The 14,332-nt window shown below is 71.1% G+C and carries 14 protein-coding genes; 5 read left to right on the top strand and 9 right to left on the bottom strand.

What is annotated here, in order from left to right; genetic code table 11:
* The first annotated feature begins 32 nt into the window (after positions 1-32).
* Complete coding sequence (locus tag BLW32_RS25885; RefSeq protein ID WP_068525979.1) at positions 33-236, top strand: MbtH family protein; 204 nt, start codon at positions 33-35, stop codon at positions 234-236.
* A 102-nt stretch (positions 237-338) separates the two neighbouring features.
* Here BLW32_RS25885 and BLW32_RS25880 read toward each other — a convergent pair whose 3' ends face one another.
* Complete coding sequence (locus tag BLW32_RS25880; RefSeq protein WP_068742503.1) at positions 339-1,559, bottom strand: mannosyltransferase family protein; 1,221 nt, start codon at positions 1,557-1,559, stop codon at positions 339-341.
* A 47-nt stretch (positions 1,560-1,606) separates the two neighbouring features.
* Positions 1,607-2,404, bottom strand: coding sequence for a hypothetical protein (locus tag BLW32_RS25875; protein WP_068525978.1), 798 nt, complete (start codon positions 2,402-2,404; stop codon positions 1,607-1,609).
* A 151-nt stretch (positions 2,405-2,555) separates the two neighbouring features.
* Here BLW32_RS25875 and BLW32_RS25870 point away from each other — a divergent pair, with 151 nt between their 5' ends.
* Positions 2,556-3,821 carry an aspartate kinase gene (locus tag BLW32_RS25870; protein ID WP_068525977.1) on the top strand — a complete coding sequence of 422 codons (1,266 nt, stop codon included), beginning with the start codon at positions 2,556-2,558 and terminating at the stop codon, positions 3,819-3,821.
* A 2-nt stretch (positions 3,822-3,823) separates the two neighbouring features.
* Positions 3,824-4,849, top strand: a complete 1,026-nt coding sequence (locus tag BLW32_RS25865) for an aspartate-semialdehyde dehydrogenase (RefSeq protein ID WP_068742397.1) — start codon at positions 3,824-3,826, stop codon at positions 4,847-4,849.
* Positions 4,850-4,925: 76 nt separating this feature from the next.
* On the opposite strand, the gene fahA is transcribed toward BLW32_RS25865, so the two are convergent.
* Genes fahA through hppD form a run of 4 tightly spaced genes read right to left on the bottom strand, consistent with a single transcriptional unit; the run spans position 4,926 to position 9,426 of the window.
* Positions 4,926-6,122: a fumarylacetoacetase gene (gene fahA / locus BLW32_RS25860; protein WP_068742396.1), complete on the bottom strand. Its 1,197-nt coding sequence runs from the start codon at positions 6,120-6,122 to the stop codon at positions 4,926-4,928.
* Positions 6,119-6,964, bottom strand: coding sequence for a hypothetical protein (locus BLW32_RS25855; RefSeq protein WP_068742395.1), 846 nt, complete (start codon positions 6,962-6,964; stop codon positions 6,119-6,121). Before BLW32_RS25855 ends, fahA begins: the two co-directional genes overlap by 4 nt.
* The gene (locus BLW32_RS25850; RefSeq protein WP_068742394.1) at positions 6,961-8,154 is read right to left on the bottom strand and encodes a homogentisate 1,2-dioxygenase; all 1,194 of its coding nucleotides are present in this window, start codon (positions 8,152-8,154) and stop codon (positions 6,961-6,963) included. The genes BLW32_RS25855 and BLW32_RS25850 overlap by 4 nt, the downstream gene beginning before the upstream one ends.
* Before the next feature lie 27 nt (positions 8,155-8,181).
* On the bottom strand, positions 8,182-9,426 hold the full coding sequence (gene hppD / locus BLW32_RS25845; RefSeq protein ID WP_068742393.1) for a 4-hydroxyphenylpyruvate dioxygenase: 1,245 nt from the start codon (positions 9,424-9,426) through the stop codon (positions 8,182-8,184).
* Between the two features lie 153 nt (positions 9,427-9,579).
* Here hppD and BLW32_RS25840 point away from each other — a divergent pair, with 153 nt between their 5' ends.
* Together BLW32_RS25840 and BLW32_RS25835 are read left to right on the top strand one after the other, a co-directional pair.
* Positions 9,580-10,089 carry an Lrp/AsnC family transcriptional regulator gene (locus BLW32_RS25840; RefSeq protein ID WP_068525971.1) on the top strand — a complete coding sequence of 170 codons (510 nt, stop codon included), beginning with the start codon at positions 9,580-9,582 and terminating at the stop codon, positions 10,087-10,089.
* A gap of 142 nt (positions 10,090-10,231) precedes the next feature.
* Positions 10,232-11,458 carry a Glu/Leu/Phe/Val dehydrogenase dimerization domain-containing protein gene (locus BLW32_RS25835; protein WP_068742392.1) on the top strand — a complete coding sequence of 409 codons (1,227 nt, stop codon included), beginning with the start codon at positions 10,232-10,234 and terminating at the stop codon, positions 11,456-11,458.
* Between the two features lie 40 nt (positions 11,459-11,498).
* On the opposite strand, the gene BLW32_RS25830 is transcribed toward BLW32_RS25835, so the two are convergent.
* The 3 genes from BLW32_RS25830 to BLW32_RS25820 form a co-directional block, all read right to left on the bottom strand.
* Positions 11,499-13,010, bottom strand: coding sequence for an ArnT family glycosyltransferase (locus tag BLW32_RS25830; RefSeq protein WP_068525969.1), 1,512 nt, complete (start codon positions 13,008-13,010; stop codon positions 11,499-11,501).
* Positions 13,003-13,671, bottom strand: a complete 669-nt coding sequence (locus tag BLW32_RS25825) for a TetR/AcrR family transcriptional regulator (RefSeq protein WP_068742391.1) — start codon at positions 13,669-13,671, stop codon at positions 13,003-13,005. Before BLW32_RS25825 ends, BLW32_RS25830 begins: the two co-directional genes overlap by 8 nt.
* A gap of 106 nt (positions 13,672-13,777) precedes the next feature.
* The gene (locus tag BLW32_RS25820; protein ID WP_068525967.1) at positions 13,778-14,281 is read right to left on the bottom strand and encodes a ferritin; all 504 of its coding nucleotides are present in this window, start codon (positions 14,279-14,281) and stop codon (positions 13,778-13,780) included.
* Positions 14,282-14,332: the final 51 nt, after the last annotated feature.

Raw genomic sequence — 14,332 nt, 5'->3', positions numbered from 1 at the left:
ACCCACCATCCCTCCAACAAGGAGAAACGAATATGAACAACCCCTTCGACAACGAGTCCGGCGAGTTCCTGGTGCTCGTGAACGACGAGGGCCAGCACTCCCTGTGGCCCACGTTCCGCGAGGCTCCCCGCGGTTGGACCGTCGCGTTCGGCGAGGGCGGCCGGTCGCGGGCGGAGTGCCTCGAGTACATCGAGTCGGCGTGGGCGGACATCCGCCCGCTCAGCCTGCGCGCCTGACCGCCGTACCGCCGCCGCGGCCGGCAGGGCTCAGCCCTGTCGGTCCGCGGTGCACGCCGCCGTGCGGCCGCCGCGACCCGTCGTGACGCACGACGGCCCGTCCTACATCGCGTGCGGGTACACGCTCACCATGTGCGCGCCGTACCAGCAGGTGACGGTCACGACGCCGACGCAGGTCCAGGCCTGCGCGCGCGTCGCGGTCTTCGCCAACGCGATGGCGATCGGGATCAGCAGGACGAAGGCCGGCAGGAGCAGGCGGGGGCGCGACATCATCAGTCCGCCCGAGCCGAGCAGCGAGATCACGACCAGCGCGCCGTACAGGGTGATCGGCCACGGCATCTTCGAGCGGACCGCGAGCACGATCAACACGATCGACGCCGCGAGCAGCGCGACCACCGAGAGGTCCGCGATGTCCGAACCGTTGATCAGCGTGTAGTTGACGAACTGCCAGGTCTGCACGCCCAGGTCGAAGGTCGTGCCCCAGCCCTCCGTCTGGATCCGGAACCAGCCGGTGAGGCTGCCGGTGTGGTGCGCCACGACCAGGAGGTAGGTCACCCAGCCCAGCGGGGCGAGCAGCACGCACAGCGCGGCCTTGACCCGCTCGGCACAGTCGGACGAGAGGACCGCGAGCAGCGCGGCGAGCGCGACCACCCCGATCAGGACCACCGACGTGGGCCGGCAGAAGCCGGCCAGCGCCGTGCAGATCCCGGCGAGGATCCACTTGCGTTCCATCACCCCCACCAACGCCCAACCGGCCAGGGCGCAGTACAGCGCCTCCGTGTAGGCCATCGTCAGCACGATGGACATCGGGGCGGCGGCGAACAGCACCGTCGTGAGGAGGCCCGCGCGCTCGGCCAGGTGGGTCGGGACCTGCGGCATGTGCTCGACGCAGAGGCGCCCCAGCCGGTACGCCGCGACCGCGGCCGCGCACCCGAGGATCACGTTGACGGTGAGGGCGGCGCGGTAGGCGTCGAAGCCGGGCAGCTGCGCCACGGCCCGCACCAGCATGGGGAAACCGGGGAAGAACGCGTAGGCGGTGTCCGCGGTGTGCTCGCCCCGCGCGTCCACGAACCGCCAGGGCATGTCGTTGTAGCCGTAGGTGGCCAGCCCGATCATCCATTTGCCGTCCCAGGCCGTCAGGAGATCGGCGAGGTTCTGGTTGCGGAGCTGCGCGAACCGGGCGAGGACCGCGAGCCCGATGCCGCGGATCGCGAGATAGAGGACGATCGGCAGCCAGACGTCGCGGGTGCGGTCGAGCAGGGACGACGGTGCCGTCGCGGCTCCGGAGTCGGCGAGGTCGGGGGCGGTCGGCACGGCTTGCATCGTACCGACGGTGTCGGGCGCGTCGCCCCCGCGCGCGCCGACCGACGTCACGGAGCGGCGACCCGGGTGATCGTGCAGTTCACGGCGTTCTCGCCGGACCGCGTGAACTCCTGCTCGTTGACCACGATGGTGCAGGTCACGGGACCGGTGCCGGTGACGATGAGCGACATCGTGTCGCCGATCGTCGCGGTGCCCTGCCAATCCCAGGGCAGTTTGGACGCCGTCGGCACGTCGGCGCCCCGGACGCCGATCACGACGACCCCGCCGCTGCCGGTCGCCGACAGCTTGAGCCGCACCGTCTGGCCGGTGCCCGCGCCGGTGGTGGTCTTCGGGGCGGTGGTGAGGAAGCCGTCGGACTGGGTCGCCGGTTCACTCGGCGGGACGACCGCGCCCGAGGTCGGGGCGCCCGCCGTCGTCGTGGTGGCGCCCGCGGAGAAGGTGACCGGCGAGGCCGTCGTCGTCGAGTCGTCGCTGCGCAGGCTCACGCCCAGGGCGACCGCCCCGGCGATGAGGACCACGGCGACGATCGCGACGATCGCGATGATCAGGCCCTTGTTGCCCCCGCCGTTGCCGCCACCCGGGCCGCCGCCGGCGGGGCCGTTCCCGTACGTCGGGGGACCGGCGGGGTACTGACCAGGCTGGCCGAAGCGCTGCGTGCCCTGCGGGCCGGCGGGCTGCCCGCCCTGGGGGACGGAGTATCCGCCCTGCTGGGGGCTGCCGGGGTAGCCGCTCTGCGGATACCCGCCCTGCCACTGTCCGGGCTGGGCGCCGGGCTGACCGCCCGGCTGCCCGGCGGGGCGTCCGCCGGCGTTCCGGCCGGGGTTCTGGCCGCCGTAGGGGTTCATGGGGATCTCCTGTGTTCGCGTTCGCACCGATTATCCGTGATGTCGCTGAACGACGGGTTGCGCACCGCTTGGAAGCGGTGCCCTCCGGGCCGAAGAACCCAGGTCGGTAGGATCAAGACGCACATCGAAGACCGCAACGGAGAGGTTCCACGTGGCACTCGTCGTCCAGAAGTACGGAGGCAGCTCCGTCTCCTCCGCCGAGCGCATCCGGCGCGTGGCCGAACGGATCGTCGAGACCAAGCGCGCGGGCAACGACGTCGTCGTCGTCGTCTCCGCCATGGGCGATACCACCGATGAGCTGCTCGATCTCGCCAATCAGGTGTGCCCCGCGCCGCCCGCCCGCGAGATGGACATGCTGCTCACCTCGGGCGAGCGGATCTCCAACGCGCTCGTCGCGATGGCCATCCACTCGCTCGGCGCCGAGGCGCAGTCCTTCACGGGCTCGCAGGCCGGCGTCATCACCACCAGCAAGCACGGCGCGGCGAAGATCATCGACGTCACGCCCGGGCGCGTCCAGGCCGCGATCGACGACGGCAAGATCGTCCTCGTCGCCGGCTTCCAGGGCGTCTCGCAGGACACCAAGGACGTCACCACGCTCGGCCGCGGCGGCTCCGACACGACCGCCGTCGCGCTGGCCGCGGCGCTCGAAGCCGACGTCTGCGAGATCTACACCGACGTCGACGGCATCTACACCGCCGACCCGCGCATCGTGCCCAACGCCAAGCACCTCAAGACCGTCTCCTTCGAGGAGATGCTCGAGATGGCGGCGTGCGGCGCGAAGGTGCTCATGCTCCGGTGCGTGGAGTACGCGCGCCGCTACAACGTCCCGGTCCACGTGCGCTCGTCGTACTCGACCAAGCCCGGCACCATCGTCAACGGATCTATGGAGGACATCCCCGTGGAAGAGGCAATTCTCACCGGCGTCGCCCACGACCGCAGCGAGGCGAAGATCACCGTGGTCGGCCTCGAGGACAAGCCGGGCTACGCCGCCCGCGTCTTCCGCGCGATCGCCGACGCCGAGATCAACATCGACATGGTGCTGCAGAACGTGTCGAAGGTGGACACCGGCCGCACCGACATCACGTTCACGCTGCCGCGCGAGCTCGGCCCGCTGGGCGTCGAGAAGCTCGAGGCCCTGCGCAAGGAGATCGGCTTCGACTCGGTGGTCTACGACGACCACGTCGGCAAGGTCTCGCTCGTGGGCGCCGGCATGAAGAGCCACCCCGGCGTCACCGCCACCTTCTGCGAGGCGCTGTCCACGGCCGGCATCAACATCGAGCTCATCTCCACCTCCGAGATCCGCATCTCGGTCCTCATCCGGGACACCGAGCTCGACGAGGCCGTCAAGGTGCTGCACGAGGCTTTCGACCTCGGCTCGGACGAAGAGGCCACCGTCTACGCCGGAACGGGGCGATAGTCATGGGCGTACGCGTCGGAGTCGTCGGCGCCACCGGACAGGTGGGCGCCGTCATGCGTCAGCTGCTGCTGGACCGGAACTTCCCGGCCGACGAGGTGCGGTTCTTCGCGTCCTCGCGGTCCGCGGGCAAGAAGCTGCCCTTCGGGGACCGCGAGATCGTCGTCGAGGACGCCGAGACCGCGGATCCGACGGGGCTCGACATCGCACTGTTCAGTGCGGGCGCGACGATGTCGCGGGTGCAGGCGCCGCGGTTCGCCGCCGCCGGTGTCACGGTGATCGACAACTCGAGCGCCTTCCGCAAGGACCCGGACGTGCCGCTTGTGGTCTCGGAGGTGAACCCGGAGCAGGTCCGCGACCTGAAGAAGGGCATCATCGCCAACCCGAACTGCACCACCATGGCCGCGATGCCCGTGCTCAAGGTGCTGCACGACGAGGCGGGCCTGCTGCGGCTCATCGTCTCGTCGTACCAGGCCGTCTCCGGCTCGGGCCTGGCCGGCGTCGAGGAGTTGGTCTCCCAGGTCCGCGCCGTGGAGCCGGAGGCGGAGAAGCTGGTGCACGACGGCTCGGCCGTGGAGTTCCCCGCGCCGAACAAGTACGTCGCGCCGATCGCCTTCAACGTGCTGCCGCTGGCCGGCGCGATCGTCGACGACGGCTCCGGCGAGACCGACGAGGACCAGAAGCTGCGCAACGAGTCGCGCAAGATCCTCGGCCTGCCCGAGCTGCTGGTGTCGGGTACGTGCGTGCGCGTGCCCGTGCTCACCGGCCACTCGTTGTCGATCAACGCCGAGTTCGCCGCGCCGCTGTCGGTGGCGCGGGCGCAGGAGCTGCTCGCGAGCGCTCCGGGCGTGAAGCTGGTCGACGTGCCGACGCCGCTCGCCGCCGCGGGCGCCGACGATTCGCTCGTCGGCCGCATCCGCCAGGATCCGGGCGTGCCCGAGGGCCGTGGCCTCGCGCTGTTCATCAGCGGGGACAACCTGCGCAAGGGCGCCGCGCTGAACACCGTGCAGATCGCGGAGCTGCTCGTCTAGCCACCCGGCCGCACCGACGAACGGAACGAACGGCCCGTGGAGGGGACTCCGCGGGCCGTTCGTCGTTCCCCCGGGGTCAGGCGGGCGTCGGGGCGATCCGCCCCGTCACCTCGCCGAAGTCGATGCGGCCGCCGCCGCACGCCGGCGCGGTGGCGCGGAGGGTGACCACGTCACCGTCCGCGAGGAAGGTGCGCGCGGAGCCGTCGGCGAGGCGCAGCGGCTCGGCGCCGTTCCACGTGAGCTCGATGAACGAGCCGCGCTGACCGCGCTCGGGACCCGAGATCGTGCCGGACGCGAACAGGTCGCCGGTGCGCAGCCGCGCGCCGTTCGAAGTCATGTGCGCCAGCATCTGCGCGGGCGACCAGTACATCGGCGCATAGGGCGGGCGGGACACGGTCTCGCCGTTGAGCTCGACCTCCAGCTCGACGTCCAGGCCCCAGTCCTCGACGTCGCGCAGGTGGGGGAGCGGCTCCGGGGACTGCGCGGGTACGGCGATCCGCGCGGCCTGCAGGGCCTCCAGCGGCACGATCCACGGCGAGATCGACGTCGCGAAGCTCTTCCCGAGGAACGGGCCGAGCGGTACGTACTCCCACGCCTGGATGTCGCGGGCCGACCAGTCGTTGACGATGCAGACGCCGAAGACGTGGTCGGCGAAACCGCCGGTACCCACGGGCGTCCCGGCGTCGCTGCCCGCGCCGACGACGAAGCCGAGTTCCGCCTCGATGTCCAGCCGCACGGACGGGCCGAACACGGGGGCCTCGTCCGACGGTGCCTTCCGCTGCCCGGCCGGCCGCACGACGGGCGTCCCCGAGGCGACGACGGTGCCCGCGCGGCCGTGGTAGCCGACGGGCAGATGCTTCCAGTTCGGCAGCAGCGCAGCGGAATCCGGTCGGAACAGGCGGCCCAGGTTGGTGGCGTGGTGCTCGCTGGCGTAGAAGTCCACGTAGTCGGCCACCTCGAAGGGTAGCTGCAGCGTGACCTCCGCGACGGGGTGCAGGGCGGCGGTGCCCTCGGCCGCGCGGGACGGATCGGTGAGCAGCGCGACGATCTCGGCGCGCACCCGGCGCCAGTCCGCTCGGCCGCGGGCCAGGAAGCCGTTCAGCGACGGTGCCGCGAAGACCGGATCGCGGAGCGCCGCGGCGAGGTCGAGCACGTGATCGCCGATGCGCACGCCCACGCGGGGTGCGTCGTCGGCGGGACGGAAGACGCCGTAGGGCAGGTTCTCGACGCCGAAGCCGGAGCCGGCGGGCACGGGCGCCCAGGTGGTGGTCACGTTCGCTGTCCTTCGGTCAGGGGTGCGGGGGCGAGGCCGAGTGCGGCGGCCTCGGCGGTCGGGGTCGCGGTGCTGCAGGAGCCGTAGGCGCGCAGGAGCCGCCGGGTCGCCGCGGCACCGTCGGGCGGGAGGTTCAGGGCCTCGGCGGCGAGGGCGGGGCCGTCGGTGCTCGCCATCGCGGCGGCCACGGCTCCGGGCGCGGCGCCGGCCGCGGTACGCGCGGCGGCCAGCACCAGGTTGAGGAAGCCGTGGTGGGTGAACCCGGTGATCGGATCCCGGTGCCGCACGGCGTGATGCAGTCCGGCCGTCGCCTTGACCGGGACGCCCGCCGCGGCGGCCGCGACGAGCGCGCCCGCGACTTCGTCGGGACGGGGGAACAGGGCGGCGCGGACGCCGCCGCACCGGATCTTCAGTCCCGCACCGCGTCCGGCGAGCGCGGCGGCGAGGCGCGGCGTGTCCGCCCGGTCGGGCGCCTCGACGAAGACCGGCGCCGCGAGCGCGGTCGCGGCAGGGAGTGCCGCGTCCAGATCGTCGGGAGCGCAGGCGAACTCCACGACCGCGAGCCGCAGGCGGGGGTCGGCGTCCACGGTCGCCGCAGCGGACGTGAGCGCACCGCCGGGTGTGCCCGCGGGTGCGACGAGGACCAGCGCGATCCGGTCGGTGTCGGCGAGCCCGGCGCGCAGCTCGTCGATCCGCCCGACCGGGCAGAGGAACCGGTGCGTGAGCATCGGATCGCCTCCGGCGAGGTCGCGCCGGTGCCGCGCGAGCGCCTCGCCCATCGGCAGCGCCGTCGGTGGGAACAGGCCGGCGTCGTCGACGAATGCCGCGAGGAGCCGGCTCATCGGGACCAACTGCGGTAGTAGACACCGTCGTCCACGGCCCGGGCGCCTTCGCCCAGCTGCAGGGGGGCGAAGGTGTCGACCATGACGGCGAGCTCGTCGAACCGCTCCATGCCGATGCTGCCCTCCATCGCGCCCGGCTGCGGGCCGTGCGCGTGGCCGCCCGGATGCAGCGAGATCGAACCCGGACCGATCCCGGTGCCCTTGCGCGCCTCGTAGTCACCGGCGACGTAGAACATGACCTCGTCGGAGTCGACGTTCGAGTGGTAGTACGGCACCGGGATGGACAGCGGGTGGTAGTCGACCTTGCGCGGCACGAAGTTGCAGACCACGAAGCCCGACCCCTCGAAGACCTGGTGCACCGGCGGCGGCTGGTGCACCCGCCCCGTGATCGGCTCGAAGTCCGCGACGTTGAACGTGTAGGGGTACAGGCACCCGTCCCACCCGACGACGTCGAACGGGTGCGTGGGCAGCACGTAGCGCGTGCCCGTCGCGCCCGCGGCGCCGCGATGTTTGACCAGCAGCTCCACGTCGGTGGCCTCGCGCAGCAAAGGCTCCGACGGGCCGTGCAGGTCCCGCTCGCAGTACGGCGCCTGCTCGAGCAGCTGGCCGTACCGCGACAGGTACCGCTTCGGCGGCGCGATGTGCCCGCCGCCCCCGCCGCACGCCTCGATCACATAGGCGCGCACCGTGGTTCCCGCCGTGGGAACCCAGCGGTGGGTGGTGGCGCGGGGCAGGAGGACGTAGTCGCCGGCGCGGAAGTCGAGGGCGCCGAACACCGTCTCGACGACGCCGGAACCGTCCTCGACGAACACGCACTCGTCGCCGATCGCGTTGCGGTACAGCGGCGACGGATTCGAGGCCACCACGTAGGAGATCCGCACGTCCGCGTTGCCCAGCACCAGGCGCCGCCCGGTGACCGGGTCCGTGGCGGGGGCGTCGTCGTCGAACAGCTCGTGCAGGCGCAGGTGCCGGGGCAGGAGCGGCGCGTTGGGCGTCAGGCTCAGGTCGCCCGGCTCCCACGGCTCGGCGGAGGTGATCGCCGACGGGATGCCGCGGTGGTAGAGCAGGGACGAGTCGGACGAGAAGCCCTCCTCGCCGACCAGCTCCTCGTAGTGGAGCTCCCCACTGTCGCGCCGGAACTGGGTGTGGCGCTTTGGCGGGATCGCTCCGACGCTGCGGTAGTAGGCCATGGGATTCCTCCTCGTTCCGGTGGCGCGTCAGAGGTTGCCGCGGCGGTCCTGCTCGCGCTCGGTGGCCTCGAACAGGGCCTTGAAGTTCCCCTTGCCGAAGCCGAGCGAGCCGTGGCGCTCGATGATCTCGAAGAACACGGTGGGCCGGTCGCCCAGCGGCTTGGTGAAGATCTGCAGCAGGTAGCCGTCCTCGTCGCGGTCGACCAGGATCCCGCGCGAGCGCAGCTCCTCGACGGGGACGCGGACCTGCCCGATCCGCGCCCGCAGCTCCGGATCGTCGTAGTAGGCGTCGGGGGTGTTCAGGAACTCCACGCCCTCGGCGCGCAGGGCGTCGACCGCGGCGAGGATGTCGTTCGTGGCGACGGCGAGGTGCTGCGCGCCGGGGCCGCCGTAGAACTCGAGGTACTCGTCGATCTGCGAGCGCTTCGCGGCGATCGCCGGCTCGTTGAGCGGGAACTTCACCCGGTGGTTGCCGTTCGCGACCACCTTCGACATGAGCGCGGAGTAGTCGGTGGCGATGTCGTCGCCGATGAACTCGGCCATGTTCGTGAAGCCCATGACGCGGTTGTAGAAGCCGACCCACTCGTCCATCCGGCCGAGCTCGACGTTGCCGACGATGTGGTCGAGGGCCTGGAAGATGCGCTTCGGTGCGCCGTCCCGCTTGCGGAAGGTGCTGGTGGCGGGCACGTAGCCGGGCAGGTAGGGCCCGTCGTACCGCTCCCCGCCGACCACCCGCTGCACCAGGGTGTGGCGCGTCTCGCCGTACGTCGCGATCGCGCCGATGCGCACGGTGCCGTGCTCGTCGGTCACGTCGTGGGGCTCCTCGAGCACCGTCGCGCCGGAGGCCCGGGCGTGCGCGATGCACCGGTCGACGTCGGGGACCTCGAGCGCGATGTCGACGACGCCGTCGCCGTGCCGGGCGTGGTGCTGGACGAGGGGGCTGTCGGGGCTGACGGCGCCCTGGACGACGAACCGGATGGAGCCGGACCGCAGGACGTACGCCTTGTGGTCGCGCGCGCCCTGCTCCGGGCCGCGGTACGCCACGAGCTCCATGCCCCACACGGACTGGTAGTAGTGCGCGGTCTGCGTGGCGTTGCCCACGACGAAGACGATCGCGTCCCAGCCGTTGACCGGGAAAGCGTCGCGCGTGGCGTCGTAGGAGACGAGCCCGACGAGCTGCTGCAGCTGGTCGGCGCCGAGGCCGGCGAGCTTCTCCTCGTCGGTCAGGGTCTGCTCGAGGGAGGTCTGCTCGGGCGCGGTCTTCGTCGTCATGGTCGTTCACCTTCCGGGCCGGATGTAACGTGCATCACGAATATGGCTCCGGGGTGGGTCGGTGACAACAGAGACAGGTCCGGCTGCCCACACTGTCCCGAACGACCGCCTGTACGGCGGATGATGTAGTCAGATCGACTAGAAAGACCGCGCATGCTGGATCCCGTGACACTGGACGACGTCGACTTCGCGCTCCTCGACTCGCTCCATCGCGACCCGCAGATCGGGGTGCTCGAGACGTCTCGCCGCGTCGGGGTCGCGCGCGCGACGGTGCAGGCCCGGCTGAAGAAGCTGGAAGGGGCGGGCGTCATCGCGGGCTATCAGCCGCACCTCGACGTCGCGGCCGCCGGCTTCGGGGTGCAGTGCTTCGTCCAACTCGAGACGGCGCAGGGCGAGCTCAGCGCCGTCGCCGAGGAACTGGCCGCCATCCCGAACGTCCTGGAGGCCTTCGCCACCACCGGCGGGAGCGACGTGCTGTGCCGCGTGGCTGCCGCTTCGCACCAGGGCCTGCAGGAGACCCTGCTCCGCATCGGGCGGTCCCCGCTGGTCGCGCGGTCGATCAGCATCGTCGTGCTCTCCGAGATCGTGCCCTTCCGGGCGATGCCGCTGCTGCGGACGCTGGACGCGCGGCCCGTGTCCCGCTCGCCGCGTTACCGCGGCTGAGCAGATTGCACAGGTCCCCGCCCCGGGGCTGTGCAACCGGTGGGCATTCTGTGCGATCGCCCGGCGGATCGTTGCCCGCGACGGGCGACGGGTTCCACAGTGATGCCGTTCACATCGGCACCCCGCAGTCCTCAGGAGCGACATGAAGCAGCTGCTCACCCGGTTCGAAGCGAAGGCGCCCGAGGTGGTCTTCGAATGGCACGACCCCGAGACCTCCGCGCGCGGCTGGACCGTCATCAACTCCCTGCGCGGCGGCGCTGCCGGCGGCGGCACGCGCATGCGCCGGGGCCTGGACCGCCGCGAGGTCGAATCGCTCGCCAAGACCATGGAGGTCAAGTTCACCGTCGCCGGGCCGGCGATCGGCGGCGCGAAGTCGGGTATCGACTTCGATCCGACCGACCCGCGCAAGGACGAGGTGCTGCGGCGCTGGTTCAAGGCGGTCACGCCGCTGCTCAAGGCCTACTACGGCACCGGCGGCGATCTCAACGTCGACGAGAAGTCGGAGGTCGTGCCGATCACCGAGAGCTACGGCCTGTGGCATCCGCAGGAGGGCGTCGTGAACGGCCACTTCGCCGCCGGCGGGCGCGATCACGTGCAGCGCGTCGGGCAGCTGCGGCTCGGCGTCGCGAAGATCGTCGAGGACCCGCGGTTCACGCCCGATCACGGGCGTCGCTACAGCGTCTCCGATCTCATCACGGGCTGGGGCGTCGCGGAATCGGTGCGGCACTTCTACCGCGTCTACGGGGGATCGCTCGCGGGCAAGCGGGTGATCGTGCAGGGCTGGGGCAACGTCGGTGCGGCCGCGGCCTTCTACGCGGCGCACGCGGGGGCGCGCATCGTCGGGATCCTGGACCGCGACGGCGGCCTGATCCGGCCGGAGGGGATCAGCGCCGACGAGGTGACCGACCTGTTCCTCGCGAAGCGCGGCAACCAGCTGTGCGCGGATGATCTGCTGCCCTTCGACGAGGCCGCGGAACGGATCTGGTCGGTCGGCGCGGAGGTCTTCCTGCCCTGCGCCGCCTCGCGTCTCGTCACGCGCGAGCAGGTCGACGCGATGATCGGCGCCGGCCTCGAGGTGGTCGCGTCGGGCGCCAACGTGCCCTTCGCCGACCCCGAGATCTTCTACGGGCCGGTGTACGAGCACGCCGACCTGCGGGTCGCCGTGATCCCCGACTTCATCGCGAACTGCGGCATGGCCCGCGCCTTCGCGATGCTCATGGAGGGCGAGGTCGAGGTCTCCGACGAGGCGATCTTCGGTGACGTCTCGCGGACGATCGGCGCCGCGCTCGAGCGTTGCCACGGGCGGTCTGCGAGCTCGACGTCGGTGGCGGCCACCGCATTCGAGATCGCGCTGGACCAGCTCGTCTGACGGTGCCGGGCGGGCCGACTGGGCCGACCCGCCCGCCGGCTCACATGCGCCGTAGCTCCGGCCACAGTGACGACCACGGCGCCCGCGGGTGGCAGAGCCGGATGTCCACGCCGGTCGACGCGGTGGGGAAGCCGATCGGGTAGTCGAACCGCCGTAGCGTGCGGGCGCGGTCGCACATGTCGTCCTGCAGCTCGGCGTCGGAGTTGATGACGCGGAGTACCGTCGTCGCCGAATCCGCGGGTTCGCCGAAGAAGCCGTAGCCGCGGCTCGGGCTGAACACCGGGGGCAGGCCGTGTCCGTAGTACTCCAGGGCGGAGGCCTGCCAGTAGGAACTGGCGACGATCGCCTGCGGCCGCTCGCCCTCCGGTAGATCCGCGATCGACTGCTCGACGGCGCGGGTCAGCTCGGGCCAGCCGAACTGGCCGTAGACGGAGATCTGCATACCGGCGTCCATCACGGACTTCGCCGGCTCGATCTCGGATTCCGGGGTGAGCGGCAGGCTCACGACGATGGACCCGGCCGCCAGGATCGACAGCGGCGCGGTGAAGGCCATCTTCAGCGTCGGCCTGGGGAGCGCCTCGAACGCGACGGCTCCGGCCGCGATGATCACGGGCAGCATGCCGCCGGGGTAGTACGGCCGGCCGGCGGTGACGATGAAGACGATCACCAGGAGCACGAACGCGGGCGCCAGGAACCGGTACGGCCGGAGGCGATCCGACCGCATGAGGGCGTAGAGGCCGAAGAGGAGCAGGAGCGCGCCGAGTACGCCCGCGGTGAGCAGCATGATCGGGACGAAGCCGATGCGCCCGCCCGCGTACTGGCTCTCCTCGGCGACCTGATCGGTGAGCTGGAGGTACGGCCAGCCGCGGTCCGCCTGCCACAGCAGCGCGGGGATCATGGTGACCACGGTGAACGCCCCGCCCAGCCACAGCGCGGGTCGGCGCACGAGATCCCTTGGGCCCCAGACCAGCGAGGCGGCGATCGCGCACACCCAGAACACGGGGATCAGCCACTTGACCTGCATGTCGATCGCGGTCACCACGCCCGCCGCGAACAACAGCCAGTCCTGCCGCGTGCGGACCCAGCGCACCACCAGCCACGTGATCGCCACCCACAGCGGGGTGTCGATGGCGTTGGTGGCGAGCAGCGAGGACTGCAGCAGCAGGAAGGTGGACGTCGCGTACGCGCCCGCGGTCAGGGCCTGCGCGAAGCGGCCGCCGCCGAGCTCGCGGGCGATCAAGGCCGACAGGAGGATCCCCGCGAGCGTGATGAGGATCGAGGGGAGCCGGAACAGCACGAGCGAGTCGCCCGGTAGGGCGTCGCCGAGGAGCGCCAGCAGCGGCAGGATCGGTCCCTGGTCGGCGTAGCTGACCGACAGGTGGTGGCCGGCGGCGATGAAGTACAGCTCGTCGCCGAACAGGTGGTACCTGCTCGCGCCGAAGGCGGCGGCGATCCCGCTCAGCAGCAGGATCGGTACGAGGGCGACCCACGCGACGGGCGCGGGCTCGGCGGTGTCGAGGCGGTCGGCGGGGGCGGACGTGGTCTCAGTCATCGGTGTCCTCCGACGGTGCGAGGGGAGAGGACTCGTACGGCGAGGGCTGCACCGCAGCGAGGAAGACGCGGACCATCTGCTCCGCGTGGGTATCGAGGTCGAGGTCGGGATCGCGGGCGGCGCGGCCGGCGGCCCCGTCGATCGCGTCGCGGATCAGGCGGGCCATGATCGTCGCGTCGAAATCGGAGGAGAACTCGCCGGATTCCTGGCCACCGCGCAGGATCTCGGCGAGCGGAGCGAGCATCTCCTTCTCGCCGTCACTCGGGCTGAAGGCGGGGGTGCCGTCCGGATCACGCAGGTTGAGGACCACTTCGACCATGGCGCCGAGGAATCGGCGCTCCGCCTTGATGTACTCGAGGTTGGTGGCGATGTAGGTGCGCAGGATGTCGGTGGCCGTGTGCTGCTCGGCGAGCCGGGGCCCCATGAATTCCGCCCCGGCCACGAACAGGTGGATCACGACCTGGCGCATCAGGTCGTCCTTGCCGTCGAAGTGGTAGGAGATCACGCCTTTCGAGATGCCGGCCTGCCGCGCGATGCGGGCCAGGGTGGCGCGGCCGTACCCCTCGTCGGCGAGGACCTCCGCCGCCGCCGCGATGATCTGCCGGCGCCGGGCCTCCTCGATGAACGACCTCTGGCCGCTCGGTTCGTTTTCTGGCCGCATGGTCAAAAATTAGCACGAGCGGCCACGGAAAGAAAGGGGTGCGAACGAAAAACGGGGCCCTCCGTGATGGAGGGCCCCGTTTCCCGGGCTGCAATAGGTGGCTTGATCAGGCCTCGGTGGTGCGCGTCGGGCGCGAACCCAGCTCCTCGTCGAGGCGCAGGAGGCCGGGGCCGTCACCGTCGATGAGCTTGAGGCGACCGACGATCTCGCTGACGGTGGCCTCCTCCTCGACCTGCTCGTTGACGAACCACTGGATGAGGCTCTTGGAGTCGATGTCGTCGTTCGCGGCCCGGTACAGGTCGCGGATCGAGTCCGACACGCGGCGCTCGTGCTCCAGCGCGACGTTGAAGACGTCGAGGACGGTCTTCACGTCCACCTTCGGGGCGGCGGAGGCGCCGATCTTCGGGTGGTTGTCGCGGTCCGAGAGGTGATCGATCCACTTGTTGGCGTGGACGATCTCCTCGTCGGCCTGATGGCGCAGCCACGCAGCGATGCCCGGCAGGTCCCGGATCTCCATCTCGATGGCCAACTGGCGGTAGACCAGCGAGGCCTCGAACTCGAGCGTGATCTGATCGTTGAACTTCTCTTCGAGTGCATCCGTGAGCTTCATGGACCCGACTCTAGAACCGTTCCAGCGATCGCGCAACGCAGGCAAGGCGAC

Origin of the sequence: Tsukamurella tyrosinosolvens, assembly GCF_900104775.1 — a bacterium.
Classification (GTDB): domain Bacteria; phylum Actinomycetota; class Actinomycetes; order Mycobacteriales; family Mycobacteriaceae; genus Tsukamurella; species Tsukamurella tyrosinosolvens.
Note: the sequence above shows the minus strand (reverse complement) of the source record. Positions and strands in the feature narration are given on the sequence as shown.